Annotated in this window: 39 protein-coding genes and 1 riboswitch; of the genes, 35 read left to right on the top strand and 4 right to left on the bottom strand. The window is 52.7% G+C overall.

Translation table 11 applies throughout. The features are described 5' to 3' along the window. The first annotated feature begins 12 nt into the window (after window positions 1-12). Genes BN2373_RS00775 through BN2373_RS00760 form a run of 4 tightly spaced genes read left to right on the top strand, consistent with a single transcriptional unit; the run spans window position 13 to window position 2,995 of the window. Entirely contained in the window at window positions 13-921 is a 909-nt protein-coding gene (locus tag BN2373_RS00775; RefSeq protein WP_053942290.1) for a zinc dependent phospholipase C family protein, read from the top strand. Between the two features lie 4 nt (window positions 922-925). Beyond that, a complete protein-coding gene (locus tag BN2373_RS00770; RefSeq protein ID WP_053942289.1) occupies window positions 926-1,609 on the top strand; it encodes an ABC transporter ATP-binding protein in 684 nt (227 codons plus the stop codon). Window position 1,610: 1 nt separating this feature from the next. Beyond that, complete coding sequence (locus BN2373_RS00765) at window positions 1,611-2,390, top strand: ABC transporter permease (protein WP_053942288.1); 780 nt, start codon at window positions 1,611-1,613, stop codon at window positions 2,388-2,390. Further along, window positions 2,390-2,995, top strand: a complete 606-nt coding sequence (locus BN2373_RS00760; RefSeq protein ID WP_238379606.1) for a nucleoside deaminase — start codon at window positions 2,390-2,392, stop codon at window positions 2,993-2,995. Before BN2373_RS00765 ends, BN2373_RS00760 begins: the two co-directional genes overlap by 1 nt. Before the next feature lie 388 nt (window positions 2,996-3,383). Here the strand turns inward: BN2373_RS00760 and BN2373_RS00755 are convergent, their stop codons facing one another. The 4 genes from BN2373_RS00755 to BN2373_RS00740 all read right to left on the bottom strand — a co-directional run bounded on the left by BN2373_RS00755 (window position 3,384) and on the right by BN2373_RS00740 (window position 8,462). Further along, window positions 3,384-4,529 carry a CD0519/CD1768 family membrane protein gene (locus tag BN2373_RS00755; protein ID WP_053942287.1) on the bottom strand — a complete coding sequence of 382 codons (1,146 nt, stop codon included), beginning with the start codon at window positions 4,527-4,529 and terminating at the stop codon, window positions 3,384-3,386. 9 nt (window positions 4,530-4,538) lie between these two features. Next, window positions 4,539-5,531 carry a galactose-1-phosphate uridylyltransferase gene (gene galT / locus BN2373_RS00750; RefSeq protein WP_053942286.1) on the bottom strand — a complete coding sequence of 331 codons (993 nt, stop codon included), beginning with the start codon at window positions 5,529-5,531 and terminating at the stop codon, window positions 4,539-4,541. A 12-nt stretch (window positions 5,532-5,543) separates the two neighbouring features. Continuing rightward, a complete protein-coding gene (locus BN2373_RS00745; protein ID WP_162200031.1) occupies window positions 5,544-6,377 on the bottom strand; it encodes a Cof-type HAD-IIB family hydrolase in 834 nt (277 codons plus the stop codon). A 129-nt stretch (window positions 6,378-6,506) separates the two neighbouring features. Continuing rightward, on the bottom strand, window positions 6,507-8,462 hold the full coding sequence (locus tag BN2373_RS00740) for a fructose-bisphosphatase class III (RefSeq protein WP_053942284.1): 1,956 nt from the start codon (window positions 8,460-8,462) through the stop codon (window positions 6,507-6,509). 187 nt (window positions 8,463-8,649) lie between these two features. After that, window positions 8,650-8,826, top strand: a riboswitch (Lysine riboswitch). A gap of 79 nt (window positions 8,827-8,905) precedes the next feature. On the opposite strand from BN2373_RS00740, the gene BN2373_RS00735 reads away from it, so the two are divergent. From BN2373_RS00735 to rpsD, 31 genes are all read left to right on the top strand, one after another. After that, window positions 8,906-10,477: an ABC transporter permease subunit gene (locus BN2373_RS00735; RefSeq protein ID WP_053942283.1), complete on the top strand. Its 1,572-nt coding sequence runs from the start codon at window positions 8,906-8,908 to the stop codon at window positions 10,475-10,477. Window positions 10,478-10,486: 9 nt separating this feature from the next. Then, the gene (locus BN2373_RS00730; RefSeq protein ID WP_053942282.1) at window positions 10,487-11,260 is read left to right on the top strand and encodes an amino acid ABC transporter ATP-binding protein; all 774 of its coding nucleotides are present in this window, start codon (window positions 10,487-10,489) and stop codon (window positions 11,258-11,260) included. Between the two features lie 488 nt (window positions 11,261-11,748). Further along, the gene (gene rpsJ, locus BN2373_RS00725; protein WP_019134724.1) at window positions 11,749-12,057 is read left to right on the top strand and encodes a 30S ribosomal protein S10; all 309 of its coding nucleotides are present in this window, start codon (window positions 11,749-11,751) and stop codon (window positions 12,055-12,057) included. A 70-nt stretch (window positions 12,058-12,127) separates the two neighbouring features. Then, window positions 12,128-12,760 carry a 50S ribosomal protein L3 gene (gene rplC / locus BN2373_RS00720; protein WP_053942281.1) on the top strand — a complete coding sequence of 211 codons (633 nt, stop codon included), beginning with the start codon at window positions 12,128-12,130 and terminating at the stop codon, window positions 12,758-12,760. Between the two features lie 11 nt (window positions 12,761-12,771). Then, window positions 12,772-13,395, top strand: a complete 624-nt coding sequence (gene rplD / locus BN2373_RS00715) for a 50S ribosomal protein L4 (RefSeq protein WP_053942280.1) — start codon at window positions 12,772-12,774, stop codon at window positions 13,393-13,395. After that, entirely contained in the window at window positions 13,395-13,691 is a 297-nt protein-coding gene (gene rplW / locus BN2373_RS00710) for a 50S ribosomal protein L23 (protein WP_053942279.1), read from the top strand. The genes rplD and rplW overlap by 1 nt, the downstream gene beginning before the upstream one ends. An 18-nt stretch (window positions 13,692-13,709) precedes the next feature. Further along, window positions 13,710-14,543, top strand: coding sequence for a 50S ribosomal protein L2 (gene rplB / locus BN2373_RS00705; RefSeq protein ID WP_053942278.1), 834 nt, complete (start codon window positions 13,710-13,712; stop codon window positions 14,541-14,543). 12 nt (window positions 14,544-14,555) lie between these two features. Then, entirely contained in the window at window positions 14,556-14,837 is a 282-nt protein-coding gene (gene rpsS, locus BN2373_RS00700; protein ID WP_053942277.1) for a 30S ribosomal protein S19, read from the top strand. Between the two features lie 11 nt (window positions 14,838-14,848). Beyond that, window positions 14,849-15,202: a 50S ribosomal protein L22 gene (rplV, locus tag BN2373_RS00695; RefSeq protein ID WP_053942276.1), complete on the top strand. Its 354-nt coding sequence runs from the start codon at window positions 14,849-14,851 to the stop codon at window positions 15,200-15,202. Then, complete coding sequence (gene rpsC / locus BN2373_RS00690) at window positions 15,202-15,975, top strand: 30S ribosomal protein S3 (RefSeq protein WP_053942275.1); 774 nt, start codon at window positions 15,202-15,204, stop codon at window positions 15,973-15,975. The genes rplV and rpsC overlap by 1 nt, the downstream gene beginning before the upstream one ends. A gap of 21 nt (window positions 15,976-15,996) precedes the next feature. After that, complete coding sequence (rplP, locus tag BN2373_RS00685; protein ID WP_053942274.1) at window positions 15,997-16,428, top strand: 50S ribosomal protein L16; 432 nt, start codon at window positions 15,997-15,999, stop codon at window positions 16,426-16,428. After that, the gene (gene rpmC / locus BN2373_RS00680) at window positions 16,428-16,634 is read left to right on the top strand and encodes a 50S ribosomal protein L29 (protein WP_053942273.1); all 207 of its coding nucleotides are present in this window, start codon (window positions 16,428-16,430) and stop codon (window positions 16,632-16,634) included. Before rplP ends, rpmC begins: the two co-directional genes overlap by 1 nt. Window positions 16,635-16,638: 4 nt before the next feature. Beyond that, window positions 16,639-16,896 (top strand): 30S ribosomal protein S17, encoded by a 258-nt coding sequence (gene rpsQ, locus BN2373_RS00675; RefSeq protein WP_053942272.1) that lies wholly within the window; start codon window positions 16,639-16,641, stop codon window positions 16,894-16,896. 18 nt (window positions 16,897-16,914) lie between these two features. Continuing rightward, complete coding sequence (gene rplN, locus BN2373_RS00670) at window positions 16,915-17,283, top strand: 50S ribosomal protein L14 (protein ID WP_053942271.1); 369 nt, start codon at window positions 16,915-16,917, stop codon at window positions 17,281-17,283. 10 nt (window positions 17,284-17,293) lie between these two features. Next, on the top strand, window positions 17,294-17,605 hold the full coding sequence (gene rplX, locus BN2373_RS00665) for a 50S ribosomal protein L24 (RefSeq protein ID WP_053942270.1): 312 nt from the start codon (window positions 17,294-17,296) through the stop codon (window positions 17,603-17,605). Window positions 17,606-17,616: 11 nt separating this feature from the next. Next, complete coding sequence (rplE, locus tag BN2373_RS00660) at window positions 17,617-18,171, top strand: 50S ribosomal protein L5 (protein WP_053942269.1); 555 nt, start codon at window positions 17,617-17,619, stop codon at window positions 18,169-18,171. A 1-nt stretch (window position 18,172) separates the two neighbouring features. Further along, window positions 18,173-18,358, top strand: coding sequence for a type Z 30S ribosomal protein S14 (locus tag BN2373_RS00655; protein WP_053942268.1), 186 nt, complete (start codon window positions 18,173-18,175; stop codon window positions 18,356-18,358). 18 nt (window positions 18,359-18,376) lie between these two features. Next, entirely contained in the window at window positions 18,377-18,769 is a 393-nt protein-coding gene (rpsH, locus tag BN2373_RS00650; RefSeq protein ID WP_053942267.1) for a 30S ribosomal protein S8, read from the top strand. A gap of 15 nt (window positions 18,770-18,784) precedes the next feature. Next, complete coding sequence (rplF, locus tag BN2373_RS00645; protein ID WP_053942266.1) at window positions 18,785-19,324, top strand: 50S ribosomal protein L6; 540 nt, start codon at window positions 18,785-18,787, stop codon at window positions 19,322-19,324. A 12-nt stretch (window positions 19,325-19,336) separates the two neighbouring features. Continuing rightward, window positions 19,337-19,693, top strand: a complete 357-nt coding sequence (gene rplR, locus BN2373_RS00640; protein WP_053942265.1) for a 50S ribosomal protein L18 — start codon at window positions 19,337-19,339, stop codon at window positions 19,691-19,693. 14 nt (window positions 19,694-19,707) lie between these two features. After that, window positions 19,708-20,211, top strand: coding sequence for a 30S ribosomal protein S5 (gene rpsE, locus BN2373_RS00635; protein ID WP_053942264.1), 504 nt, complete (start codon window positions 19,708-19,710; stop codon window positions 20,209-20,211). Between the two features lie 10 nt (window positions 20,212-20,221). Beyond that, complete coding sequence (rpmD, locus tag BN2373_RS00630; RefSeq protein WP_053942263.1) at window positions 20,222-20,404, top strand: 50S ribosomal protein L30; 183 nt, start codon at window positions 20,222-20,224, stop codon at window positions 20,402-20,404. A gap of 9 nt (window positions 20,405-20,413) precedes the next feature. Continuing rightward, the gene (gene rplO / locus BN2373_RS00625) at window positions 20,414-20,863 is read left to right on the top strand and encodes a 50S ribosomal protein L15 (RefSeq protein WP_053942262.1); all 450 of its coding nucleotides are present in this window, start codon (window positions 20,414-20,416) and stop codon (window positions 20,861-20,863) included. Continuing rightward, complete coding sequence (gene secY / locus BN2373_RS00620; protein WP_053942261.1) at window positions 20,863-22,140, top strand: preprotein translocase subunit SecY; 1,278 nt, start codon at window positions 20,863-20,865, stop codon at window positions 22,138-22,140. Before rplO ends, secY begins: the two co-directional genes overlap by 1 nt. A 16-nt stretch (window positions 22,141-22,156) precedes the next feature. Beyond that, window positions 22,157-22,807 carry an adenylate kinase gene (locus BN2373_RS00615; protein ID WP_053942260.1) on the top strand — a complete coding sequence of 217 codons (651 nt, stop codon included), beginning with the start codon at window positions 22,157-22,159 and terminating at the stop codon, window positions 22,805-22,807. A 14-nt stretch (window positions 22,808-22,821) separates the two neighbouring features. Beyond that, window positions 22,822-23,139, top strand: a complete 318-nt coding sequence (locus tag BN2373_RS00610; RefSeq protein ID WP_074017934.1) for a KOW domain-containing RNA-binding protein — start codon at window positions 22,822-22,824, stop codon at window positions 23,137-23,139. Then, complete coding sequence (infA, locus tag BN2373_RS07920) at window positions 23,121-23,339, top strand: translation initiation factor IF-1 (RefSeq protein ID WP_019134700.1); 219 nt, start codon at window positions 23,121-23,123, stop codon at window positions 23,337-23,339. The genes BN2373_RS00610 and infA overlap by 19 nt, the downstream gene beginning before the upstream one ends. A 9-nt stretch (window positions 23,340-23,348) precedes the next feature. Further along, a complete protein-coding gene (gene rpmJ, locus BN2373_RS07915; protein WP_008859825.1) occupies window positions 23,349-23,462 on the top strand; it encodes a 50S ribosomal protein L36 in 114 nt (37 codons plus the stop codon). A 16-nt stretch (window positions 23,463-23,478) separates the two neighbouring features. Then, the gene (gene rpsM, locus BN2373_RS00595) at window positions 23,479-23,823 is read left to right on the top strand and encodes a 30S ribosomal protein S13 (RefSeq protein WP_053942258.1); all 345 of its coding nucleotides are present in this window, start codon (window positions 23,479-23,481) and stop codon (window positions 23,821-23,823) included. An 11-nt stretch (window positions 23,824-23,834) separates the two neighbouring features. Continuing rightward, a complete protein-coding gene (rpsK, locus tag BN2373_RS00590; RefSeq protein WP_053942257.1) occupies window positions 23,835-24,239 on the top strand; it encodes a 30S ribosomal protein S11 in 405 nt (134 codons plus the stop codon). A gap of 12 nt (window positions 24,240-24,251) precedes the next feature. Then, entirely contained in the window at window positions 24,252-24,839 is a 588-nt protein-coding gene (rpsD, locus tag BN2373_RS00585; RefSeq protein WP_053942256.1) for a 30S ribosomal protein S4, read from the top strand. Window positions 24,840-24,898: the final 59 nt, after the last annotated feature.

Raw genomic sequence — 24,898 nt, 5'->3', positions numbered from 1 at the left:
AAAGGAGAAGACATGCCTACAACCTATGCCCATTTTCAGTTTGGCCAGGATTGTCTGACCAAGTTGCCCAACGAATGGATCCGGTCCATTGACCGTCGGCCTTCTTTATACAATTTCGGTGTCCAGGGCCCCGACCTCCTCTTCTATTCCAAACCTTGGTCCAGGATTAATCAGGAAAAATTGGGAGGAAAAATCCACGATAAGCCGGCGACGGAAATCTTTGAGAAGTTTCGCCAAGCTTTGGAGAAGAATCCCCGCAAGGAAGAGGAGATCATGATCTACGCCTTTGCCATGCTCTCCCACTTCACCTTGGATTCCACTTGTCATCCCTATATTGAACGCAAGGAGGAGGTTTCCGCTGTCTCCCACAACCTCATTGAATCCCAATATGACGGTTATTTGATGCGGAAAAACGGGGTGGAAGACCCTTCCACCTATCCCCGGGCCTACCTGATCGACCCCAACCGGGAAGATGCCCGGGTGATTGGGGCTGTCTACGGTCTCTCTCCGGATGAAGTCTATTCCTGCATGGAGGGTCAGGCCAAGGTCCTCCGGGTCTTCTCCACCGCCGGCCCCGGCCGTCGAAAGCTGGTACGGGGTTTTCTTGGCATGGTCTCGCCCAAGTCGGCCCTCAAGGACCTCTTTGTGGATAAGGAGGAGAACCCCTCCTGTGCGGATTCCAATCTCCGTCTGGATAAACTACGGGCCTTAGCCCTGGACCGTTACGGAGACCTGGTTCCCCTCCTCAGGTCCTACCTCCTGGAGGGCAAACCCCTGGCGGATTATTTCCGGCGGACCTTCGGCCCCTCTCAAAACTACCGGACCATTCCGGTTCTCTCCCTGGAGGAGGAAAGGAACTACCAACCCGGACAGGAAGAGGCCAGAGGGCTGGACCCGGAAGGTTCGGAGAAAGAGGGATAGAGGGATGGATGCGGCAAAGTCACCGGATGTCCAAAACCCCCTGGTTCTCTTAAACGGGGTTACCGTCAAAGATAAAAAAACGGGCCGGCTTATCCTGGAGGTTTCCCATTTCCGCCTGGGCCGGGGGGAGACGGTGGCTATCACCGGTCCTTCAGGTTCCGGAAAGTCCACCTTTCTCAAGCTCCTGGCTCTTATGACCAATGACAACCTCGAAGTGGAGGGGACCTATCTATTGGAGGGGAGTCCGGTGGGGGACATGGACCCCACCCTCCTACGCCGGGAGGTTTCCTATTGCTTTCAAAATCCCATCCTTTTCGGGGAGACGGTCGCCGACAACCTGGTTTTTCCCTATGAAATCCGGGGTCTGGACTTCGATCGGGACCATGCCCTGGACCTCCTGGCCCAGTCGGGTCTGTCCAGGGAATACCTCTACAAGGGTGTGGGTCAGCTTTCGGGCGGGGAACGCCAGAGGGTAGCCCTAATTCGGAACCTCCTCTTCCTACCCAAGATCCTTCTCCTGGACGAAATCACTTCTTCCCTGGACAAGGAAAACAGCCAAAACATCATGGCCTGGCTCTGGGACCTTCGGGCAAAGGAGGACCTGACCTTCCTTCTTGTCTCCCACAACCCCGAGGACCGGACTATGGCGGACCGGTCCTTTCCGATTCCCATGAGGAAGGAGGCATAAGATGGACCAACTTCAGGTTTCTTGGCCGTCCCTGGCCATGGCTTCCAGTCTGGTCATCTTTGCCCTGGCCCTGTCCAGAAAAATGGACCTGGATATGGGGAAGGATATGTTAGTGGCCGTCCTCCGGATGATTGTCCAACTCTTTGCCGTGGGCTGGATCCTGGGGGGGATCTTCCAGCTGGACCATGTCCTCATCACCCTGGTCATGGTGGCTTTTATTGTCTTCAATGCCGCCTGGAATGCAGCCAAACGAGCCCGGGGCCTGGACCGGGCCCTGGTCGCTGCCCTCCTCTCCCTGGGCTTGACCACGGCGGTCAACCTGTCCGTCCTGGTCCTATCCTCTTCCGTCGCCTTTGTTCCCTCCCAGATCATCCCTATCGCCGGCATGATCGCCGGAAATTCCATGAAGGCGGTGGGCCTGGCCTTCACCAACCTCCGCGCCTACTACAAGGACCGGACCCAGCAGGTCATGGAACGCCTCTCCCTGGGGGCCAGCCCTGCCCAGGCCTCGGAAGAGGTCCTCAAGGATGCCCGAAAGGCCTCCCTCCAGCCCACCATCGACTCTGTCCGGACGGTGGGCCTGGTCACTCTGCCCGGCATGATGTCGGGCCTCATGTTCGCCGGCGTGGACCCCACCAAGGCCATCATGTACCAAATTATGGTCTTCTTCTTTGTCCTTTCCGGCGCCTTCCTCTCGGTTATTCTTTCTACTCGGATTATCCGGGATTCCTTCTTCAATGAAAGGGCCCAGCTCATCGACCTGGGAGAGGGGAGAAGATGATGGATAAGATCAATGTCTGTCATGGGACAATCAATCCCCTTCCCTTTTCGACCTATCAGGGGAGATTCCGTTTGAAAAGCCGGATGCGGGGTTTCAAGGGGAGGAAGAAGCCCAAATCTTGCCAGGTCTTCCCCTCAGACTTTTTGGATATCTTCCATATGAGGGAGGCCATGGCAGAGGCCCGGAAGGCCCAGGCCCGGGGCGAGGTCCCGGTCGGAGCCATCCTGGTCCGCCGGGGGGCTACCCTCTACCGGGCCGGTAACCGGGTGGAGGATCTGGCCTACGGCCTGGCCCATGCCGAACTCCTCCTGATCCAGGAAGCCTCCAAAAAGGAAGGCCGCTATCTCCAGGACTTCACCCTCTATGTGACTCTGGAGCCCTGCCTCATGTGTGCTGCCGCCTTGGTCCATGCCCGCATCGGCCGGGTGGTCTTCGGGGTCCATGACCCGGAAGGGGGAGGGCTGGGGTCCGCCGCCATGGTCCCTGACCTGGGCCGGTCCCTCCACACCTACCCGATCAAGGGCGGAGTCCTGGAAGAGGAAAATCGAAATATCCTCCAGGCGTTTTTTAGGGGACGGAGAAACAAACAAAAAAACTGTGGCTGACCCTGTTGGGTTAAGCCACAGTTTTTTATAGGACCTTTATCTGGCCTTTTCCCTTTGTCGTAGTGGTGGTTTAAGGAAATTGGCCGAACCACCACTAGTTTTTTGGCCTCACGATAGTGGTGGTTTGACGAAATTGGCCTAACCACCATTATTGTTTTGGCCTCACGATAGTGTTGGTTTGACAAAATTGGCCGAACCACCACTAGTTTTTTGGCCTCACGATAGTGGTGATTTAAGGAAATTGGCAGAACCACCACTATTGTTTTAGCCTCATGGTAGTGGTGGTTTGAGGAAATCGGCAGAACCACCACTACTGCCCCATAAAAAATATAGTGGTGGTTTCGCTGAAAATGCAAAATCACCACTATAGGGGCATTAGAAATGACCTTTACAAGACCATAAAAATGAGGTGGGCGGCGATGCCTGCGCAGAGGCCGCCGATGGTATGGCTGAGGATGGACCGTCCGGTCAGGTCCTTGCAGCCCAGGGCTTCCATCATGGCCACGTGGGTGGAGAGGTAGCCCGACCAGCACATGCAGATGGCGGTGAAGACGGCGATGTCATTGCCGGTCACCTGGCCGACCTGGGCCATGGTTTTAACGACGCCGATGGCGGCTCCGCTGGATCCCAGGGCGGTCATGGGGACAGCGATGGCCTGGGAGGAGGAGAAGCCGAAGATGGGGCGGAGGAGGAAGGCCAGCTTCTCTCCCAACCAGGGGAGGAGAGGGACCCCCTCACCGGCCGCGCCGGTGTATACGCCCCCGGCTCCCGGCCCGTTGGTCAGGAGGAGGACGATGGTGCAAATGCCCAGGACTCCCGGGATAATGGCCACCCCCATGTCCACGCCCCGACGGCCCCCGTCCAGGAGGGCTTCGATAAAGCGTTGGCCCACGCTCCCCGGCCGGACAATCCGCATGGTGGTGGGGAGGGTATCCTTCATGTCCATCCCGGGCCCGCTCAGGTCGCCATATTTCTTTTTGGAGGCCCTCAACATGAGGCGGACGCTGACTACGCTACCCACGATGGCCCCCAGGTTTCCGACCAGGGCGGCCTTCATGGCCCCATCCACCGGCAGGGCCATCATGGTCGTCGTGGTGATCAAGCCCATGCCGAAGGCCGTTCCCAGGTTGGTCAGGGCGGGCTTTTGATAGTCCTTGAAATAGCGGATGAAGTTCTCCTCCGTGGCCAGGGTCAAGATGGCCGGGTTGTCTGAGAGATAGCAATTCATCACGCCCAGGGAGGCTGCCCCCGGCAGGTCATAGATGGGCCCCATGATCAGGGAGAGGACCTTATTGACCAGGGCAATCAGGCCGAACTCGGAGAAGAGGCCTGACACCGCACCGGCCAGGACTGAGATGGCCATGATGTAAAAGCAGGTATTCATCAGGCTGTCATAGGCCGTATTCATCAGAGTCATGAGCATATTGGTCGCCCCCATGACACTCCCTATTCCAATAAAAAAACCAAAGAAGCAGAGGAGAAACAAAATACTCTCCCAGCCAACAATCTTCTTTAGGCGATGTTCCCCTTCCACAGGTTCCTCCTATAATGATTGATTAATCAAGCGATATTTCTCCAGGGCCTGCCGAAGTTCCTCGGCCGTTTCTTCCACAATCCGGGGATTGGTCTTGGCCCAGGCGCAGGTTTCGGATGAAGCGTTCCATTTAATCGAGTTCTCTCCGCGGAGAGGGGGGAAGAACTTGAGGTGGAAGGGGTAGTACTTGTCCGCATCCGCATAGTTCTCAGTATGGAGAGGCTTTTGGTAAATCCCCATCATGTAGGGGAAGGGCCTGTTGAAGAGGGTGTCATACATGCCCTGGACTTCCTTGAGGGTGAGGGCAAAGGCCTCAGCGGTTTCTTTGTCGAAATCATCGAAAGAGGTCAGCTTATCCTCCTTGGGGAGGACATAGACCCCGTAGGGCCAGTCCGTATAGAAGGGGAGGAAGACGACAAAGTGGTCATTCTGGAAGATAACCCGCTTCCCGAACTTGACTTCTTCATCCCGGAGCTTGGAGAGGAGGCCCTGGCCGTGTTTTTCATAGTAGGCCTTGGATTGGTCCAGCTCCAGGCGGATCCGGAGGGGGAGGAAGCCGAAGGCGTAGATCTGGCCATGAGGGTGAATTTGGGTGGTGCCGACTTCCTTGCCCCGGTTTTCAAAAGCCAGGACGTACTTGATCTTAGGGTCGGAGGAGAGGTCCCGGAAGCGGTCGATCCAGAGGTCGACCAGTTCCATGAGGTGGTCCTTGGGGAGGTCGTGAAGGGAAGCCTCATGGTCCGGGGAATAAAGAATCACCTCACACTTGCCGTAGGAGGGGGCCGTCTTGAAAAAGGCATTAGCCACCGGGTCGGGCTGGGCCGGCTGGGTGGACATGGAGGGCCAGTCATTGTCGTATTTGAGGACCCGGTAGTGGTCGGGGACCTTGCCGGAACCCGGACAGAAAGCACAGTAGTCCTTGGGCCGGTCCGGCCGTTTTTGCCGGTTTCCGTTGACGATGGTCCAGTCGTCTAAAAGGGGGTTATAGCGAAATTCACTCATGGTAGGTCCTTTCTAGTCTAAAAAGCCGGCTTCTTCCAGGAAGTGGGCGATCCCATCTTCTTCGTTGGTCCCAATGACCACATCCGCTGCCTCCTTAAGGTCCGGGCAGGCATTGCCCATAGCCACCCCGATGCCGGCCTGGCGGATCATGGACAGGTCATTGTTCTGGTCACCAAAAGTCATAATCCGGTCCATGGACAAGCCCAGGGCATCAGCGGCCTTCTCCACCCCATTCCCCTTGGAGGTTCCCTTCTTCATAATCTCGAAGAAGAAGGGCTCGGACAGGACCTGGCTGAAACAGTCGGCGAAGCGGTCGGGCATTTTTTGAATGGCCTCCTGAATGATATCCGGATCCCCGTAGGTGAGGACCTTGAGGGGCAGTCCCTCGATCTCACGGGGGTCCCTGGCGGATTCCACCGAAGCCACCTCGGCCCTTTCCAGGAGGGTGTGGAGGAAGTCTTTTCCCACCTCATCGTCCTGAAGATTGAGGCTGACCAGGTGGTCAGCGAAATAGTAAACAAGAATGACGGGGTAATCCAGCCAAAAATCCACATAATCGGCCAGGTCTCCCTTGTCTTCCAGGGGGGCTTTATAGATGGGGGCGCCGGACATGGTCTCGATCTGGCCACCATTCATCCCGATTAAGGTGGCATCGTCGGCAAAACCCAGCTCCCTGGCATAGCGACGGAAACCGCCAATCCGACGACCCGAAGCAATGGAAACCCGGTAGCCCTTGTCCAGGAGACGCATAACCGCTTGTTTGGTGGCGGGACTGATCTTTTTTTCTTCCGTTACCAGGGTTCCATCAATATCAAAAACAAAATAGCGAATTTTTGAATAATCCAAATAGATCCTCTCTTTCTGAAGCACCCGGGAGGACGCTTCGGCGTTATCCATTCCTGACAAAAAACCATTCCCTCTACCTTTACCCAAAAGGGGCAGGAAGAAGAAATGGTTTTGGACTTTTTTGGGAAATTAGAGGATGACTTCTTCCTTGAGGAGGCCCGCCGTATAGGCATTGATGAGCTGGCGGAGGGCAGTAATCTTGACCTGGTATTCCTTGCCCAGGTCCGTATCGGAAATGAGAACCCGGCGGTCATAACGGTCAACGGTTCGGACATTGGGGGCATAGGTCTCCAACTCGTCAGTAAGGGCATTGTAGTCCACATGCTCAGCAAGGGCGATATGGTGGGAGTTGTAGATAAGGGTGTAGCCTGCAATCCCCGTTTGTTTTTGGTAGGACTTGGCGATGCCTCCGTCAATGACAAAGAGGCGGCCGTTGGCCCGCATGGGACTCTGTCCCTTTTCCTTGATGACCGGAACATGGCCATTGATGATGTGGCCCTTGTCCGGGTCCAAATCAAATTCCTTGAGGATCTTCCTGGCAATGGCCTCTTCCGAGGAGAGGGCAAAGTAGGGGTTCATTTTTTCCTTATGGTTTTTCTTATCGGTGGTGAAGTAGCGTTCGAAGGTGGCCATCTTCCGCTTACCGAACATGGGGGACTTGGGTCCACACCAGAGATACCACATGAAGTCCACCGCATCCCGCTTCCGCTGGGAGGTCTCAGGGGCATAGTAGGCCTGGGTGACGATGAAGTCCAGGTAGTCCATGAGGGCCTTGCCGGACTTGAACTCCCCGTCGATGGTGATGCCGTCGAATTCCCCGTCCTCCGTCATGGGCAGGCAACCATGGTAGAGGAGGTTCCCGTTCATGGTCAGGTAGGAAGAACCCCGGGTGAAGAGGAAGGTGTTGTGGCGTTGAAGGCGTTCGGAGTGGAGGAAGGAGGCCTTGATGTTCCGGAGGAGTTCTTCCTCCTGGTCGGTCAGCTTGAGGGGATCCTTGGGATCGATGGTGGGGAAGTTGGTGTCCGTGAGCTTGTAGCGGCTTCCGTCGATGGACACATATTCCATGGTCTCCCAGTCCACCTTCTTGAGGACGATCCGGTCGGTCATTTCATATTCCGGATGACGTTCGTAGAGTTGGCCCTCCAGCTTGAATTCCAGGATGGCCACGGCCTTATGCATCCGGGCAGCTTGACGCTCATCCACCACATCGTAAATATTTTCATCATAAATCCTGGGCATAAAAATGTCGCAGGGGTCATCTCCGTAGACCTGCCGGGCAAAGTCATCCAGGACCCGGAGGTGGATTCCGTATCCGTCCTCCAGGCAGTCAAAGGTATTGTATTTGATGGCATTTCGCATAACTGCCATCATGCAGACCTCATTGCCCAGGGCAGCTCCCATCCAAACCACGTCGTGGTTGCCCCACTGGACATCCACCTGGTTGCCGAAGTGGATGAGTTCCTCCATGATGGTATGGGGGTGGGGTCCGCGGTCGAAAATATCCCCAACAACATGGATATGGTTGACGCAGATTCGCTGGATCATGAGACAGAGTTCAGTGATAAAGTCCTCCTGAGCCTCCTCATCCAGGATGCCGGAGATGATGGAATAGTAGTAGGTTCTCCGGTCGATCTCTCCATCGTTGGATTCCATGAGCTCATGGAGAGTGGTTCGGTAATTACATGGCATTTTGGAAGATACCTGGTCTCGGGGGTATTTGGAGGCAATAAAGCGGGCCACCTCCACCAGTTGGAGAATGGTATCCCGAACCCAGCGGGAGTCTTGAAGGAGTTCTTGTCGCTTAGCCAGGGCAGTCTGAGGATCATAAATAATGGAGGCCAGTTCATTCTGCCGGTCTTCCGACAGGCGGGACCGGTAGACATCCCGGATCTTTCGACGGATATTTCCGGAGGCTGACCGGAGCATGTGGAGGAAGGCTTTATCCTCGCCATGCACATCAGAAAAGAAATATTCCGTCCCCTTGGGCATGCCCATGATGGTCCGGAGGCGGACAATTTCTCCGGCTGCCGCCATCTTATTGGGGAACATTTTAGAAAGCATATCTATGGTTAAGGATTTTACCATGACAACCTCACAGTCTATCCGAGCCCGGAAAGGTGGCCCCGCTAACGTTTTCAGTCATCTTCATTATTATACAGACCGGTAAAAAAGACAAGCATGGGATTTGACATTCAGGAGATAGTGTCGTATAGTGGATAGAAATTCGAAAGAATATTCTTTTTCGGGTAAGAATATGTACTTTCGATCCATAGATCCAAGTAGAGGCGCGAGGAAAATGATGAGGACCGGGAGGCGGCAGCCGGTGAATGGTCCAAAAGGTTTCCTTGCCGAAATTCGGCTCCGGGCACGGAGTCGTGTTGGGACGGACTTGAATAAGGTCCGGACTGTCACCAACCATCGCTCAAGTTGGTGTTGTGCTACTGTGAGGGAAGATTCACGGAAAGGCACAAGCCTTTCCGTTTTTTGTTTTCTCATAGCCTCTGGGAGCGGCAACAGAGGAGGTTCGTATGAACACTCGCATCAAAAAGACAATCCTGACCGGGCTCCTGGCTTTCGCTCTTCTTTTCGTCGGGGCCTTTCACCGGCCCGCCATAGCGGAGGGGGAGGAGGATACCTTCACCATCGGCATGGAAGTCAACTATGCTCCCTTCAACTGGTCGGAGCCTACGGATGGCCATGGAGCTCTTCCGGTCTCCAACAGTCCGGGGGAGTATGCCCAAGGCTATGACGTATGGATGGCCAAGGAAATTGCCCGGCGTCTGGGCAAGAAACTGGTCATTGTCAAAATTGACTGGGACGGTCTTCCGCCTGCTCTCAAGTCAGGAAAAATTGATGCTATTATTGCCGGGATGAGCCCCACTCCTGAGCGGAAAGAGGAGATTGACTTCACTGCCCCCTACTACCAATCGGACCTGGTCATGGTGGTCCGGAAGGACGGCCCCTATACCCAAGCGAAGAGCTTGGAGGACTTTTCCGGGGCCAAGATCACAGGCCAGCTCTCCACCTTCCACTACACGGTGGTGGACCAGATCCCCGGTGTGGACAAGATGCCGGCCATGCAGGATTTTCCCACCATGATCACCGCTCTCCAGGCCAAGAAAATTGACGGCTACATTTCTGAGCGGCCGGGTGCCCGGTCGGCCATGGTAGCCCACCCCGACCTGACCTTTGTGGAATTCGAAGAGGACAAGGGCTTCGAGGTAGACCTGGACGATGTCTCCGTGGCTGTTGGCCTGGCCAAGGGATCCCCCCTCCGGGAGGAGGTCAACCGGGTCATGGAGGAGATCAGCCAAGAGGACCGTGACCGGGCCATGGATGAGGCCGTCCTCCTCTCCACCGAAAAAGAGGGGGGAGAAGGCTTCTTCTCAACCGTGGCCTTCCTCTGGTCCAACTACTCCGGCCCCTTCCTCCGCGGGACGGGGATCACCCTTCTGATCGCCAGCCTTTCCACCTTTTTCGGTTTCCTGATCGGCCTTCTCGTCCAAACCCTCCGGTCCCTGCCCTCGTCCAAACGGGATCCCTGGCCCTACCGGATCCTGATCGGTTTCGTCCGTGCCCTTCTCACCCTTTATGTGGAAATTTTCCGGGGAACGCCCATGATGGTTCAGGCCATGTTGATCTTCTATGGGTCCAAAATGTTCTTTGATATTGATATGAATGCGGGTTTTGCTGCCATCTTCATCGTTTCTATTAATACGGGTGCCTACCTGTCTGAAACCATCCGAGGGGGAATCGACTCCGTTCCCCAAGGCCAGTGGGAAGCAGCCAAGGCCCTGGGTCTCAGCCATACCCAGACCCTCTTTTCCGTCATCTTCCCCCAGGCCATCAAGGCCATCCTGCCTTCCATCGGCAACGAGCTCATCGTGAATATCAAAGACACATCCGTCCTTAACGTTATCTCCGTGACGGAGCTCTTCTTTATCACTAAAGGCGTGGCCGGGTCCACGCTCAAGACCTTTGAAGCTTATCTGATCGCCGGTGCCATCTACCTCTTTCTGACCCTGGTCCTTTCCTGGGTCCTCCGAAAGATCTTTGCCCACCGTAACCGCAACTTCAGTCTAAAGTCTGTAACCGCCTAGGAGGATTCCATGACTTTCGCCAATCAAACAGCCTATTCTCCATCCGACACTCATCCCATCCTGGAGGTTCGTGACCTGACCATGTCCTATGGGGACAAGGAGGTCCTCAAGGGGGTCAACTTCGACGTGGCTCCCTCCGAGGTCATTACCTTCATCGGAGAATCCGGGGCCGGGAAATCCACCATGCTCCGCTGCCTTAACCTTCTGGAGGAGCCCTTAGGCGGGGACATCCGCTTCCGGGGCAAGTCCATCCTGGAACCCGGTTTTGACCGCAAGGCCTACCGGGCTCGGGTGGGCATGGTCTTCCAATCCTTCTATTTATTTGACAACATGTCCGTTCTGGATAACTGCATTCTTGCACAGACCAAGGTCCTCAAGCGGTCTGATAAGGAGGCCCGGGAGAAGGCCATGGCCCTCCTCGAAGAGGTGGGGATGGCTGATTATGCCAAGTCCTTCCCGGGCCAGCTCTCCGGGGGTCAGGCCCAGCGGGTGGCCATCGCCCGGGCCCTCTCCATGGATCCCGACATCCTTCTCTTTGATGAGCCCACCTCTGCTCTGGACCCCAAGAACGTAGGGGAGGTCCTCCGGGTCATGCAGAAGATTGCCGAGGAGGGGATGACCATGCTGGTCGTCACCCATGAGATGGCCTTTGCCCGGGAGGTGGCCAAGCGGGTCTGCTTTATGGCCCAGGGAAAGATCCTGGAGTCTGCGCCCTCTCATGAATTCTTTGAGCGGCCAAAAACCCAAGAAGCTCAGGACTTTATCCGGACCATCCATTTTTAGAGCGGAGAGGAAGCCTTCGTGTGGAAAAATGCCAGACTCCGCCTTATCCGGGAGAAGAGTCAATAGGGCGGTGACTCTTTTCCACCTTACATGTTTTCTTGACGGATAGGGCGGAAACTTCACATCATGCAATCCAAAGTATAAAAAAAGTGTAAACTACAAGAAAAAATCTTGCATTTCCATTAGAAACCTGTATACTATTAGGAGTGTCCTGAAATACTAGGCGATGAAGCAAGAGGTTGCTCGGACGTCGAAGGACTTCTAAAGGGGTTGTTTTCAACCTACTAGAGGAAACGGCGGTTGCCGAGGTAATTTTTGCTGAGCAGTCCGGCACGACCTGGACGGTCGCACCACGGTATTTCTTTTTTATAGGGCCATGCAGGACACACCCGGCCCCGTGTATCGTGGTACGAAGAGCGTATCCATCTCACGAAAGGATTCCTTTCCTATAAGATAAGACGCTCAAAATAAACCAAGGAGGAAAAGAAATGGCAAATCAGAAGATCAGAATTCGGCTTCGGGCCTATGACCACGAAGTCATTGACGCTTCCGCTCAAAAGATTGTCGAAGCCTGCAAGCGGTCAGGTGCGGATGTTTCCGGACCGATCCCCCTGCCCACCGACAAGGAGATCATTACGATCCTGCGTTCCCCGCACAAGCATAAGGACAGCCGGGAGCAGTTCGAGCAGAGAACCCACAAGCGTCTTATTGACATTGTCCGCCCCAACATGAACACCCTGGAAGCTTTGAAAAAGCTCAACCTTCCTGCCGGTGTGGACATTGAGATCAAGCTGTAATCCCATAGTTAGGATGATCATGGACGGCCAAGGGCCGGAATTGATCCGCTGTAATTAAGGAGGAAAAAACGTGAAAGAGATTTTAGGTAAAAAGCTTGGCATGACCCAAGTCTTTGACGAGGACGGTGTCGTTACGCCGGTGACCGTCATCCAGGCGGGGCCCGTCTATGTCACTCAGGTCAAGACGACCGAGACTGACGGCTACGATGCCATCCAGGTTGGTTTCATTGATAAGAAAGAATCCAGAACCAACAAGCCGGAAAAGGGCCATTTCAACAAGGCGAACATTGCGGTCAAAAGGTACATCCGCGAGCTGCCGATGATCGAAGGCCAGACCTATGAGCTGGGTCAGGAGATCAAGGCAGACATTTTTGAAGAAGGTGAAATTGTCGACGTGATCGGCACTTCAAAAGGCAAGGGCACACAAGGTGCTATCCGACGTTGGAACCAGGGACGGGGCCCCATGGGTCACGGTTCAAAGTCCCACCGGGTTGCCGGTGCTCGTGCCGCAGGTTCTTATCCTGCCCGCGTATTCCCCGGAACGAAAGGCTCAGGGAAAATGGGGCATGACCGGGTAACGGTTCAGAACCTTAAGATCGTCCGTGTGGACGCTGACCAGTCGATCCTCTTGGTAAAAGGTGCCATTCCCGGACCAAAGGGAGGCCTGGTTACCGTCAAGCAGGCGGCCAAGGCAAGCAAATAAGGAGGATGACAATGACCAAGGTGAATATATTAAACCAAACCGGCGAAGTTGTCGGAGAGCTCGACCTATCGGACCGCCTCTTTGATGTCGAAGTGAACGACCACGCCGTTTATACCGTAATTAAGAACATCCGGGCCAACAAACGTCAGGGAACTCACTCGGCCAAGACCCGGGGTGAGGTTCGGGGCGGTGGCCGCAAGCCCTTCCGTCAGAAGGGGACAGGTCGGGCCCGTGCAGGGTCAAGAACCCAGCCCAACTGGAGAGGCGGCGGCATGGTTTTTGCGATCAAACCCAGAGACTATTCCTACACGACGCCGAAGAAGATCCGTCGTTTGGCCTTAAAATCCGTTCTCACCTCCAAAGTGAGAGAAGATCAGTTTACTGTTCTCGATGATCTCAAGCTGGATGCTTACTCCACCAAGGAAGCAGCCAAGGTTTTGGAGGCAATCAAAGCCGGCAAAAAGGCCCTGATCGTGGTCAAGGATGCCTCTCCTGAAACAATCGGCTCCTTCAAGAACATCCCCAGTGTTCAGACCATCTCTGTCGATGAAATGAACGTCTATGACCTCGTCCGGTCAGAATCCCTGATTATGACCCAGGATGCTGTCAAGAAAGCAGAGGAGGTATTTCAATAATGAAGAAATCTCCATATGATGTGATCCAAGCGCCCATCATCACTGAACAGGCCATGGACGCTATGGAACACAACACCTACACATTCCGTGTGGACAAGAAAGCGAATAAAGCGGAGATCCGTCAGGCTGTGGAAGCCGCTTTTGATGGCGTCAAGGTCAAGAGAGTCAACACCATCAACGTCAAGGGCAAGAACCGCCGGATGGGCATGCATGCCTACAAGGATCCCGATTGGAAAAAAGCCATCGTAACCCTGACAGAGGATTCGGAAGCTATCGAATTCTTTGAAGGCATGTAATGGAAACGGGAGGAAGTTATGGGAATTAGGAAATATAAACCAACCTCACCGGGTCGCCGCCTGATGCGGGTCTCCACCTTTGAGGAAGTGACAAAGACAAGACCGGAAAAAACGCTGACTGCACCCCTGAAGAATAAGGGCGGTCGGAACAATACCGGACGGATTACTCTCCGTTTCCGCGGCGGCGGTACCAAGCGTCGCTACCGGATCATCGACTTCAAGCGGAACAAGGACAACATCGTCGCCACTGTTTCATCGATTGAATACGACCCCAACCGGTCCGCCAACATCGCCCTCCTTCATTATGCTGACGGGGAAAAGCGTTATATTATCGCTCCCCGTGGCCTCCAGGTAGGGGATAAGGTGGAATCGGGCGCAGATGTGGACATCAAAATCGGGAATGCTCTTCCCCTTTCTGCTATTCCGGTCGGCACGGTCATTCATAACATCGAGCTTTATCCCGGAAAAGGCGGACAGCTGGTCCGTTCCGCAGGTTCGGAAGCCAGCCTGATGGCCAAGGAAGGGAAATACGCTCAAATTCGTATGCCCTCCGGAGAATTCCGTTTGATCCTCTTGAACTGCAAGGCAACCATCGGCCAGGTCGGCAACATTGATAATGGCTTAGTTCGGATGGGCAAGGCCGGTAAGAAACGCTACAGTGATCGCAAGCCTCACGTCCGCGGTTCAGCCATGAACCCGGTTGACCACCCACACGGCGGTGGTGAAGGCCGTGCACCTGTCGGACGTCCTGTTCCGATGACCCCCTGGGGAAAGAAGAGCCGCGGCGTAAAGACCAGGGATCCGAAGAAGGCCTCCAACCAGTTCATTGTACGCAGAAGAAAGACCAAGTAGTAGGAGGATGTCATGAGCAGATCGCTGAAAAAAGGGCCCTTTGTCGACGACCATCTGATGAAGAAGGTCGATGCCCTCAACCAAGACAATCAGAAAAAAGTCATCAAAACTTGGTCCCGTCGCTCGACCATCTTCCCGGACTTCGTTGGTCATACCATCGCAGTCCACGACGGTCGCAAGCACGTGCCCATTTATATCACAGAAGATATGGTTGGCCACAAGCTTGGTGAATTTGTTCCCACACGGACTTTCCGGGGACACGCCAAGTCGGATAAGTCCGCCGTATTGAAATAAGGAGGAAGAGAATGGAAGCTAGAGCTGAAGCAAAATATGTCCGCATCTCTCCTCGCAAAGTCAACTATATTTGCAACGAGATCCGTGGCAAGAAGGTCGATGAAGCCTTGACCATCTTGAGATTCACCCCGAAGAAGGGGGCTAAGCTCCTGGAAGATGTCCTGAAATCGGCCATCGCCAATGCAGAAAACAACTTGAGCTTAGATCGGGAAGACCTGGTCGTTTCCAAAGCGTGGGCTAACGATGGTCCCACAATGAAGCGCTGGCATCCCAAGGCAAAAGGGGCAGCCTACCCGATTCTAAAACGGACATCCCATATTGGCGTTGTCGTCGCTGAGAAAGAGACAGAGGAGGAAGATAACTAATGGGTCAAAAAGTACATCCAAAGGGTTTACGAGTTGGCGTCATCAAAGACTGGGATTCTCATTGGTTTGCTGATGATAATAACTTTGCCTCTTTAATCAAAGAAGACCACGACATTCGCAATATCATTGAGGAAGACCTCAAAGAAGCCGGAATCTCCGAAATCGCCATTGAACGCACTATGGGTCGGGTTCGCGTCACCGTTAAAACCGCTAAACCCGGTGTGGTCATCGGAAAGGCCGGTGCCTCGGTTGATGCTCTCAAAAAGAAGCTGGATAAGAAAACCGGAAAGACCGTCCTTATTAATGTTGAGGAAGTACGCAATCCGGACCTGGATGCCCAACTTCAAGCTGAGCGGATCGCTGAAGACATGGAAAACCGCGTCTCCTTCCGTCGGGCCATGAAACAAGCCATGCAGCGGACCATGCGGGCCGGAGCTAAGGGAATTAAAACTTCCTGTGCCGGTCGTCTGGGCGGTGCGGATATTGCCCGGGTGGAACACTACAGCGAAGGATCTATTCCTCTGCAGACACTTCGTGCGGACATCCGTTACGGAGAAGCGACCGCTAAGACGCAGTACGGAGCGATCGGGGTCAAGGTTTGGATCTACATTGGTGAAGTGCTTCCCGGCATGAAAGAAGCCGAAATGCCCAAGCCCCAGCCACAAGCCAAGGGCGGACGTCGCCGGAATAACCGGGGTCGGGGAAGAAATGACCGCCAGGACAATAACCGCCGGGGCGGACGTGATAATCGCTCAAACCGGGGCGACCGTTAACCTGCGCAAGGAGGTAGCAATATGTTAATGCCTAAGAGAGTGAAGCATCGCCGGGTCCATCGTGGACGCATGAAAGGCGTAGCCACTCGTGGAAATAGCCTCGCTTATGGTGAATATGGCCTTATGGCCATGGAGCCATGCTGGATGACGGCCAACCAGATTGAAGCGGCCCGTCGTGCCATGACCCGTTACATCAAGCGTGGTGGTAATATTTGGATCAAAGTTTTCCCGGACAAGCCTGTTTCCAAGAAGCCTGCGGAAGTCCGCATGGGTTCCGGTAAAGGAGCTCCCGAGTACTGGGTAGCCGTTGTGAAGCCTGGCCGTATCCTCTTTGAAATGTCCGGTGTTGCTCCTGAGATCGCTCAGGAAGCTATGCGTCTGGCATCTGCAAAACTCCCCATCAAAACCAAGATGGTGACCTCTGATGCGGTAGGACAGGAAGGTGACGAATAATGAAAGCCGTAGACATTCGTAAATTAACCGATGAAGATTTGGTTTCCAAACTGAATGATCTTAAGCAAGAGCTCTTCAACCTCCGCTTTCAAGATGCAACAGGTCAGCTGGAAAACTTCTCGGCCATCGGTTCTGTAAAACAGGACATTGCCAGAGTGCGTACCGTTCAGCGTGAGCGGGAATTGAAATTAAGAAAGGAAGCTTAGTCCAATGGAGAGAACAACAAATCGCAAAACCATTAGCGGAGTGGTGGTCTCTGACAAGATGGATAAAACCATCGTTGTCGAAGTTTCCCAGTTGGTCAAGCATCCTAAGTATAAAAAGATGTTGACCCGGAGCAACCGCTTCAAGGCCCATGATGAAGAGAATGCGGCCAAAGTAGGCGACAAGGTGCTTCTGATGGAAACACGGCCCCTCTCCAAGCAGAAAAGATTTCGTCTCGTCGAAATCCTCGAAGCTGCCAAGTAATCAGGAAGGGAGGACGAGATGATTCAAAAAGAAAGTCGACTCAAAGTTGCTGATAACTCCGGAGCTCGTGAACTCCTGGTCATCAATGTCAACGGATCCACTAAGCGGAAGTACGTGGGCATTGCCGATACGGTTCGCTGCTCCGTGAAGAACGCCATCCCCGGCGGGACCGTCAAGAAGGGTGACATTGTGACTGCTGTGGTTGTCCGCACAAAGGCACCCTTATCCAGAGCAGACGGTTCCGAGATCTGCTTTGATGATAACGCAGCGGTTATTATCAAAGATGATAAGAACCCTGTGGGCACCCGTATTTTCGGGCCTGTTACCAGAGAGCTCCGTGCAAATGGTTATATGAAGATCATTTCGCTGGCTCCGGAAGTACTTTAAGGAGGAGCATATGCACGTAAAAACGGGTGATACCGTCCAAGTGATGACGGGCAAAGATAAAGGCAAGGTAGGAAAGGTCCTTCAGGCTTTTCCTAAGGAGAATCGGGTGATTGTGGAGAATGTCAACATTCAAAAACATCATCGCAAACCTCGCTCCATGGAAGATGCGGGCGGGATTATTGAAAGCGAAGGAAAGATCCACGCTTCCAACGTTCTTCTCTATGATGAAAAAGAAAAACGCGGCGTCCGGACAAAAATTGAGATGGAAAACGGGAAGAAAGTTCGCGTTTCCGTTAAATCCGGCACCAAGTTTGATAAATAAGGGGGCAAGGAATGACTTCTAGATTGCAAGAAAAGTACAAACAAGAGGTAATGCCTGCTCTGATGAATGAATTCCACTATGATAACGTGATGCAGGTTCCCAAGCTGGAAAAGATTGTCATCAACATTGCCGTAGGGGATGCCAAGGAAAATCCCAAGCTGTTGGAATCTGCAGTTCACGAGCTGACCACTATTGCCGGTCAAAAGCCGGTGGTCATCAATGCGAAGAAATCTGTGGCTAACTTCAAGCTGAGAGCCGGGATGCCCATCGCCACCAAGGTTACCCTTCGTGGGGATAAGATGTACTACTTCCTGGATAAGCTGATCAGTGTTGCTCTGCCTCGCGTTCGTGACTTCCGCGGAATTTCCGACACCTCTTTCGACGGTCGTGGCAATTATGCTTTGGGCATCAAGGAGCAGCTGATTTTCCCTGAAATCAACTTCGATGACATTGATGAGATTCGGGGGATGGACATCATTATTGTGACTTCCGCCGAGACGGATGAGGAAGCCAGAGCATTTTTAGCCCACATGGGTATGCCTTTTAAGAGAAGAGAGGAGAACTAATATGGCAAAAAAATCCATGAGATATAAACAGCAGAAGCAGCCTAAGTTCTCAACGCGTGCCTACACACGCTGCTCAATCTGCGGACGTCCCCATGCGGTCTTGCGTAAATACGGCATTTGCCGGATTTGCTTCCGCGAATTGGCCTATCGTGGCCAGATTCCGGGCGTAAAAAAAGCCAGTTGGTAATTTGAGGAGGTAAGCGATATGATGACTGATCCGATCGCGGATATGCTGACAAGAATCCGCAATGGGAATATGAAAAAGCATGAATCCGTTGAGGTTCCTGCTTCCAACATGAAGAAAAACCTCGCTCAAATCCTTCTGGATGAGGGATACATCAAAGGATTTAACGTTGTTGATGATAACCGCCAGGGCATGATCACCATCGATCTTAAATATGTCGATGACGAGCGGTCCATTTCCGGCTTAAAGAGAATCTCTAAGCCCGGCCGTCGCGTCTATGTTCGTGCCAACGAAGTTCCCACAGTTTTGGGCGGTTTAGGCACCGCTATCCTTTCCACTTCCAAGGGCGTAATGACGGATAAGCAGGCTCGGGCTCAAGGCCTGGGCGGTGAAGTCATTTGCTACGTCTGGTAATAGAGGAGGGCGAGCATGTCAAGAATTGGTTTAATGCCGATTGAAATTCCTGAGAAGGTTGAAATTTCAGTCGATGAAAAGAACATCGTAAAAGTGAAGGGCCCTAAGGGAGAACTGGAAAAGCAGATCGGACCTTCCTTTGAAGTCAAGATTGAGGATGGAACCCTTTCGGTTATCCGCCCTGATGAGACGAAGGAAAATCGGTCTAAGCATGGCCTCTATCGTTCCCTGATCGCTAACATGGTGGAAGGGGTGACTCAGGGTTACTCCAAGAAACTTCAGATCGTCGGAACCGGTTATCGTGCCCAGATGAAGGGCAATGACCTCCTGCTCAACCTCGGTTTCTCTCACGATATTACGGTGAAGCCGGAAGAGAATGTGAGCTTTGAGGTGCCTGATGCTCTGACTATTATTGTCAGTGGTATCGATAAGGAAGCTGTCGGCCGGATTGCGGCCAACATTCGCGACTTCCGTTTACCTGAGCCTTACAAAGGCAAGGGAATTCATTACGAAGGAGAACACATCCGTCGTAAAGAAGGTAAGACAGGGAAGTAAAGGAGGGCGTAAATGGCTAAATTTGACAGAAATGCAGGACGTAAAAAACGTCATCTGCGCATACGCAATAAGGTGGCCGGCACGTCCGAGAGACCACGTCTCAATGTCTATAAGAGCAATGCCAATATGTATGCTCAAATCATTGACGATGTTGAGGGGAAAACTCTGGTCTCCGCTTCCACTTTACAAGACAGCGTAGACGGTCATGGTGCGAACATTGAATCCGCCAAGGCAGTGGGAAAAGCCATTGCTGAACGGGCTTTGGAAAAAGGCATCACCAGTGTTGTCTTTGACCGTTCCGGTTATATTTATCATGGAAAAGTGAAGGCGCTCGCTGATGCTGCTCGTGAAGCGGGACTAAAGCTGTAAGGAGAGGAGATAGAATGGCCAAGCAAAATCGCAGACAAAAGTCTGAGTTCGAAGATAAAGTCATATATATCAACCGCGTCTCCAAGACAGCCAAGGGTGGTCGTACCGCTCGTTTTACCGCTTTGGTAGCTGTTGGTGACGGGAAAGGAAATGTAGGCATTGCCATGGGCAAGGCCGCAGAAGTTCCGGAAGCTATTCGTAAGGGAGCTGACCATGCAAGAAAGAAAATGGTCAAACTTCCTATTTATGGCACCACTGTTCCCCACGAAATCGTGGGTCAATACGGAGCAGGCAAGGTCTTGATTATGCCGGCGAAAGAAGGTACCGGAATTATCGCCGGTGGTCCGGTTCGTGCGGTCTGTGAAGTAGCAGGTATTACTGATATTCGTGCCAAGTCACTGGGCTCAGCCAATGCTTTAAGCATTGTGAATGCTCTGATGGACGGGTTCGCCAGAATGAAGACGCCGGAACAGGTTGCCAAGTTACGGGGCAAGAGCGTAGAAGAGTTAATGAGCTAGGAGGTTCTCAATGGGCAAATTAAATATTACCTTAAAGAAATCATTCGCCGGAAGAACCGACAAGCAAATCAATACTGCCCGTGCCCTGGGACTGCATAAACCCGGACAGACGGTTGTCCTGGAAGACCAGGCTTCTGTACGCGGTGCAATCCATAAGATCGACTTCATGCTCGATGTCTCTGAGCAGGAATAGGAGGTTCCGATGAAACTTCATGAACTAAAACCGGCTAAGGGCGGAGCTAAGCAAAAAACCAAAAGAGTTGGACGTGGTCACAGCTCAGGTTGGGGAAAACTCGCCGGCCGTGGCCGTGACGGGCAGAAGTCCCGTTCCGGCGGCGGTGTACGTCCCGGATTTGAAGGTGGCCAGCTGCCTCTCTTCCGTCGGCTCCCAAAGCATGGATTTACGAATAACTTCTCCAAAGTTTATGCCACCGTTAATGTTGAAGATTTAAATATCTTCGAAGATGGTTCGACGATCAATGCGGAAACTCTTCTCGAGCGCGGCATGATTCAGAAGAAGGATTTACAGGATGGTTTGAAAATTTTAGGACGCGGAGAGCTCACAAAGAAGGTAACTGTTCAAGCGGCTAAATTTACCAAATCTGCTGAAGAAAAAATCAATGAAGCAGGAGGAAAGGCGGAGGTGCTCTAATGCTAAGCACGCTCAAGAATGCTTGGAAGGTTGATGAGACTCGTCGAAGAATCATCTTCACCATTTTAATGGTGGTCGTACTTCGCTTAGGTAACGCCCTCCCGATTCCTTTTGCGAACATCTCCTTGATTCGTGAGATTTATAAAGGGGCGGAAGGAAGCCTTCTCGGAATACTCAATATGATTTCCGGTGGTGGTCTGGCGACCCTGAGTGTTCTTGCACTCGGTGTCGGTCCATATATCACCGCCTCCATTGTTGTCCAGCTTTTAACCTTTGCCATTCCTGCCTTGGAAGAAATGTCCAAGGAAGGGGAGGAAGGTCGGAAAAAAATCGGTCAGATCACCAAGTATTTAGGAATTGCCCTTGCCGTTTTACAAGCATTCGCCCTGGTTCAGGGAATCTTCGGTCAGGCTTTTGCCTCCGGTGGTAGCCTGGAAAAAGGGATTGCCATTTTGGTCATGGTGGCCGGGGCTCAATTCACTGTGTGGATTGGTGATCAGATCACAGAATACGGGGTTGGAAACGGCGTTTCTTTTGTCATCTTCATGGGAATTGTCGCCGGTATGCCCGGCCACTTCTATGCCGTGATCAATGCGGCTAAGGCCGGAAAAATCAGCTTCCTGATTCCTGTTCTTTTGCTCTTGATCTTCCTTGCGATTACCGTGATCGTTGTTCTTCTCACGGAAGGTGAGCGTAGAATTCCCGTTCAATACGCAAAACGAGTCGTAGGCCGAAAGATGTATGGCGGACAAGCCACCCATATTCCCATTAAGGTCAATATGGCCGGCGTTTTGCCCATCATTTTCGCTTCCGCCTTGCTCGCTTTGCCCCAGACTATGGCCCTGATTTTTGGCGGTGGCGTCCGGGACTTTGTTCAGAACTATATGACACCCGCCGGTTGGGTTGGATTTATTATTAGGCTGATTGTCCAGGTTGTCCTGATCATTTTCTTCGCCTATTTCTACAACTCCATCCAATTCAACGCCTACGAATACTCTCGAAACCTCCAGCAATCGGGCGGTTTTATTCCCGGTATCCGTCCGGGCAAACCGACTACCGATTATCTGCAGAGAATTGTCAGCCGGATTACTTTGGTTGGGGCGGTTATTTTAGCCGTGCTCTCTATTATTCCTGAGCTTGTTGCCCGGATTTTCGGGGTTCAGCTTGGATTTGGCGGTACATCAATCATCATCGTTGTAGGCGTCGTCCTCGAGCTCATCCGTAGCTTAGAGGCCCACTTGCAGCTCCGTCACTACAAAGGTTTCTTGAACCGTTAAGTTGAAAGGAGTTCTTGTGCGATTAGTATTGCTCGGCCCTCCGGGTGCCGGTAAAGGAACCCAGGCCAAGAAAATCATTAAGGACTGGGAAGTCGTTCATATTTCAACAGGTGACCTCTTCCGGGCCAACATCAAGAACGAAACGGAATTGGGCAAGAAAGTGAAAGCCTATTTGGACCGGGGTCAATTGGTTCCGGATGAGCTGACCATTGCCCTCTTATGGGATCGGCTTGACCGGGATGATACCAGGAAGGGTTACATTCTGGACGGTTTCCCCAGGACCTTGGCCCAAGCCAAAGCCCTCGATGAAGGTCTAAAGGAAAGAGGACAGGCCCTGGATGGAGCATTGGCCTTAGAAGTTCCTTTCGATGTCCTGGTTCCTCGCCTGTCGGGACGGAGAGTATGTCCCGAATGTGGGGCCTCCTTCCATATTAAAGACCAACCACCGAAGAAGGAAGGGGTGTGTGATTTCTGCGGTCATGAGCTTATTCACCGTGATGATGATCAGGAATCCACTGTCGCTCAACGAATTCAAGTCTATGAGAATGCTACTGCACCCTTACTTCACTTCTATAAGGACCAGGGCAAGCTCATTGAAGTGGACGGAAACCAACCGGTTGACCGGGTGGCGGAAGAAGTCCATCAAGCTCTGCAGAAGATTCAATGACGCAGGAAAGGAAGATGAACCGCCCATGCGAACTCGCCATTGGCCAGGTTGTCCGCTCTAAGGCGGGCCACGATAAAGGGAGTGTCATGGTTGTCCTGGAGCAAGTGGATGCCAAGCACGTCCTTGTCGTCGATGGGGACAGCCGTCCCCTGGAAAAGCCGAAGAAGAAGCGGGTCAAGCATTTGCAAGCTTTCCACCATGTACTGCCACTGGAAGAAGCAAGACTGTCAAAGACCGGTTTCCAAAATGCCTGGGTTCGGAAAATGTTGATTCGTTTCCAAGACAAAGCGACCCAAACGAAGGAGGAGAGCGAATGTCATCTAAAGATGTGATTGAGGTTGAGGGCGTCGTCAAAGAGCGTCTTCCGAATGCCATCTTTATTGTCGGTCTTGAAAATGGGCATGAAGTCATGGCCCATATTTCCGGGAAACTGCGGATGAACTACATTCGCATCCTCGAAGGAGACCATGTGACCGTGGAACTTTCACCCTATGATTTGACCAAGGGGAGAATAACATGGAGGAAGAAATAGGAGGAAGCCATGAAAGTGAGACCATCTGTAAAGAAGATGTGTGATAAATGTAAGATCATCAAACGCAAAGGTCGCGTCATGGTGATCTGTGAAAATCCGAAGCATAAACAGCGTCAAGGTTAACGGGGGGTGAAGGAATTTGGCACGTATAGCAGGTATTGATATACCAAAAGACAAACGAGTGGAAATCGGCCTGACCTACATTTTCGGAATCGGTCGTTCCCGCTCCAATGAAATTCTTAAGAATGCAGGGGTCAATCCGGACACTCGCGTCCGTGATTTGACCGATGATGAAGTGCAGAAGATCCGTGAGCAGGTCAACCACTACCATGTGGAAGGAGATCTGCGTCGGGATGTCTCGTTGAACATCAAGCGTCTGCGCGAGATTAATTGCTACCGTGGGATCCGCCACAAAAGAAACCTGCCTGTAAGGGGTCAGAGAACGAAAACCAATGCTCGGACCCGCAAGGGTAGAAAGAGATAAGGGGGGAGAACATGGCTAAAAAACCAGCAAAAACAACCCGCCGTGGCGGGAAGCGTAAGGTAAAAAAGAATATTAGTGCCGGACAGGCTCATATTCTTTCCACCTTCAACAACTCCATGGTGACGATTACTGACTTAAACGGAAACGCCATTTCCTGGTCTTCTTCCGGTCAGTTGGGATTCCAGGGAAACCGTAAATCCACTCCCTACGCCGCCCAGATGGTTGCAGAAACCGCAGCTAAGGAGGCGATTACTCAGGGCCTAAAGACCGTTGAGGTTTATGTTAAGGGTCCGGGTCCGGGTCGTGAATCCGCCATCCGTGCCCTTGAGGCCGCCGGACTTCAGGTTACCCTGATCAAGGATGTCACCCCCATTCCTCATAATGGATGCCGTCCGCCGAAGAGAAGAAGAGTGTAACGGGAGGTAATAATGTCAAGATACACAGGACCAATTTTGAAACGCTGCCGTGCGCTCGAGTTGGAACCCCAGGTTGTGGGCATCAACAAGAAGTCTCGCCGGAATCCGGAACAGCGTCGTCGCAAGCTTTCTGACTATGGTATGCAGTTGCGTGAGAAGCAGAAGGCAAAATTCATCTATGGAATGAACGAAAAGCAGTTCCGCAGACTCTACACCCGTGCTGAACGGATGGAAGGTCAGGCCGGTTGGAACCTGCTCAAGCTTCTTGAGCTCCGTTTCGATAACGTCGTCTACCGGATGGGATTCACCCAAACTCGGGCAGAAGCACGTCAGCTTATCGTTCATGGCCACTTCCTCCTGAACGGAGAAAAGGCCACCATTCCTTCTATGACCCTGGAAGTGGGCGATCAGATCAATGTCAAGCCTTCTTCTCGGCAAAATGGCTTCTTCTCCAATACGGAAGAGAACGTCTGGAACCAGATGCCATGGGTTGAAGTGGACACGGAAAAACTCCAGGGCAAGATCCTGTCTGAACCAATGCGTGAAAATATCGACTATCCCATTGAAGAGACCCAGATCGTCGAGCTTTACTCCAAGTAATCTCCGTAAGTCATCGTGAAAGTTTCGGAAATATTTGGAAAGAAGGCGCAAGAGTAGAG

It is taken from the genome of Kallipyga gabonensis (assembly GCF_001286805.1).
GTDB lineage: Bacteria > Bacillota > Clostridia > Tissierellales > Peptoniphilaceae > Kallipyga > Kallipyga gabonensis.
The sequence above is the reverse complement of the archived record's forward strand: the minus strand, read 5'-3'. Positions and strand labels throughout refer to the sequence as shown.

What these genes read in the sequence shown, in the direction of transcription:
- rpsJ (WP_019134724.1), top strand. Translation starts at nt 11,749, where the DNA reads ATGGCAAATCAGAAGATCAGAATTCGGCTTCGGGCCTATGACCACGAA.
- BN2373_RS00765 (WP_053942288.1), top strand. Translation starts at nt 1,611, where the DNA reads ATGGACCAACTTCAGGTTTCTTGGCCGTCCCTGGCCATGGCTTCCAGT.
- rplN (WP_053942271.1), top strand. Translation starts at nt 16,915, where the DNA reads ATGATTCAAAAAGAAAGTCGACTCAAAGTTGCTGATAACTCCGGAGCT.
- secY (WP_053942261.1), top strand. Translation starts at nt 20,863, where the DNA reads ATGCTAAGCACGCTCAAGAATGCTTGGAAGGTTGATGAGACTCGTCGA.
- rpsE (WP_053942264.1), top strand. Translation starts at nt 19,708, where the DNA reads ATGGCCAAGCAAAATCGCAGACAAAAGTCTGAGTTCGAAGATAAAGTC.
- galT (WP_053942286.1), bottom strand. Translation starts at nt 5,531, where the DNA reads ATGAGTGAATTTCGCTATAACCCCCTTTTAGACGACTGGACCATCGTC.
- rplV (WP_053942276.1), top strand. Translation starts at nt 14,849, where the DNA reads ATGGAAGCTAGAGCTGAAGCAAAATATGTCCGCATCTCTCCTCGCAAA.
- rplD (WP_053942280.1), top strand. Translation starts at nt 12,772, where the DNA reads ATGACCAAGGTGAATATATTAAACCAAACCGGCGAAGTTGTCGGAGAG.
- BN2373_RS00730 (WP_053942282.1), top strand. Translation starts at nt 10,487, where the DNA reads ATGACTTTCGCCAATCAAACAGCCTATTCTCCATCCGACACTCATCCC.
- infA (WP_019134700.1), top strand. Translation starts at nt 23,121, where the DNA reads ATGTCATCTAAAGATGTGATTGAGGTTGAGGGCGTCGTCAAAGAGCGT.
- rplW (WP_053942279.1), top strand. Translation starts at nt 13,395, where the DNA reads ATGAAGAAATCTCCATATGATGTGATCCAAGCGCCCATCATCACTGAA.
- rpsD (WP_053942256.1), top strand. Translation starts at nt 24,252, where the DNA reads ATGTCAAGATACACAGGACCAATTTTGAAACGCTGCCGTGCGCTCGAG.
- rplX (WP_053942270.1), top strand. Translation starts at nt 17,294, where the DNA reads ATGCACGTAAAAACGGGTGATACCGTCCAAGTGATGACGGGCAAAGAT.
- rpsC (WP_053942275.1), top strand. Translation starts at nt 15,202, where the DNA reads ATGGGTCAAAAAGTACATCCAAAGGGTTTACGAGTTGGCGTCATCAAA.
- BN2373_RS00735 (WP_053942283.1), top strand. Translation starts at nt 8,906, where the DNA reads ATGAACACTCGCATCAAAAAGACAATCCTGACCGGGCTCCTGGCTTTC.
- rpmD (WP_053942263.1), top strand. Translation starts at nt 20,222, where the DNA reads ATGGGCAAATTAAATATTACCTTAAAGAAATCATTCGCCGGAAGAACC.
- BN2373_RS00610 (WP_074017934.1), top strand. Translation starts at nt 22,822, where the DNA reads ATGAACCGCCCATGCGAACTCGCCATTGGCCAGGTTGTCCGCTCTAAG.
- rpmJ (WP_008859825.1), top strand. Translation starts at nt 23,349, where the DNA reads ATGAAAGTGAGACCATCTGTAAAGAAGATGTGTGATAAATGTAAGATC.
- rplF (WP_053942266.1), top strand. Translation starts at nt 18,785, where the DNA reads ATGTCAAGAATTGGTTTAATGCCGATTGAAATTCCTGAGAAGGTTGAA.
- BN2373_RS00770 (WP_053942289.1), top strand. Translation starts at nt 926, where the DNA reads ATGGATGCGGCAAAGTCACCGGATGTCCAAAACCCCCTGGTTCTCTTA.
- BN2373_RS00740 (WP_053942284.1), bottom strand. Translation starts at nt 8,462, where the DNA reads ATGGTAAAATCCTTAACCATAGATATGCTTTCTAAAATGTTCCCCAAT.
- rplP (WP_053942274.1), top strand. Translation starts at nt 15,997, where the DNA reads ATGTTAATGCCTAAGAGAGTGAAGCATCGCCGGGTCCATCGTGGACGC.
- rplB (WP_053942278.1), top strand. Translation starts at nt 13,710, where the DNA reads ATGGGAATTAGGAAATATAAACCAACCTCACCGGGTCGCCGCCTGATG.
- rpsS (WP_053942277.1), top strand. Translation starts at nt 14,556, where the DNA reads ATGAGCAGATCGCTGAAAAAAGGGCCCTTTGTCGACGACCATCTGATG.
- rplE (WP_053942269.1), top strand. Translation starts at nt 17,617, where the DNA reads ATGACTTCTAGATTGCAAGAAAAGTACAAACAAGAGGTAATGCCTGCT.
- BN2373_RS00655 (WP_053942268.1), top strand. Translation starts at nt 18,173, where the DNA reads ATGGCAAAAAAATCCATGAGATATAAACAGCAGAAGCAGCCTAAGTTC.
- rplR (WP_053942265.1), top strand. Translation starts at nt 19,337, where the DNA reads ATGGCTAAATTTGACAGAAATGCAGGACGTAAAAAACGTCATCTGCGC.
- rplO (WP_053942262.1), top strand. Translation starts at nt 20,414, where the DNA reads ATGAAACTTCATGAACTAAAACCGGCTAAGGGCGGAGCTAAGCAAAAA.
- BN2373_RS00775 (WP_053942290.1), top strand. Translation starts at nt 13, where the DNA reads ATGCCTACAACCTATGCCCATTTTCAGTTTGGCCAGGATTGTCTGACC.
- rpmC (WP_053942273.1), top strand. Translation starts at nt 16,428, where the DNA reads ATGAAAGCCGTAGACATTCGTAAATTAACCGATGAAGATTTGGTTTCC.
- BN2373_RS00760 (WP_238379606.1), top strand. Translation starts at nt 2,390, where the DNA reads ATGGATAAGATCAATGTCTGTCATGGGACAATCAATCCCCTTCCCTTT.
- rpsH (WP_053942267.1), top strand. Translation starts at nt 18,377, where the DNA reads ATGATGACTGATCCGATCGCGGATATGCTGACAAGAATCCGCAATGGG.
- rpsQ (WP_053942272.1), top strand. Translation starts at nt 16,639, where the DNA reads ATGGAGAGAACAACAAATCGCAAAACCATTAGCGGAGTGGTGGTCTCT.
- rpsK (WP_053942257.1), top strand. Translation starts at nt 23,835, where the DNA reads ATGGCTAAAAAACCAGCAAAAACAACCCGCCGTGGCGGGAAGCGTAAG.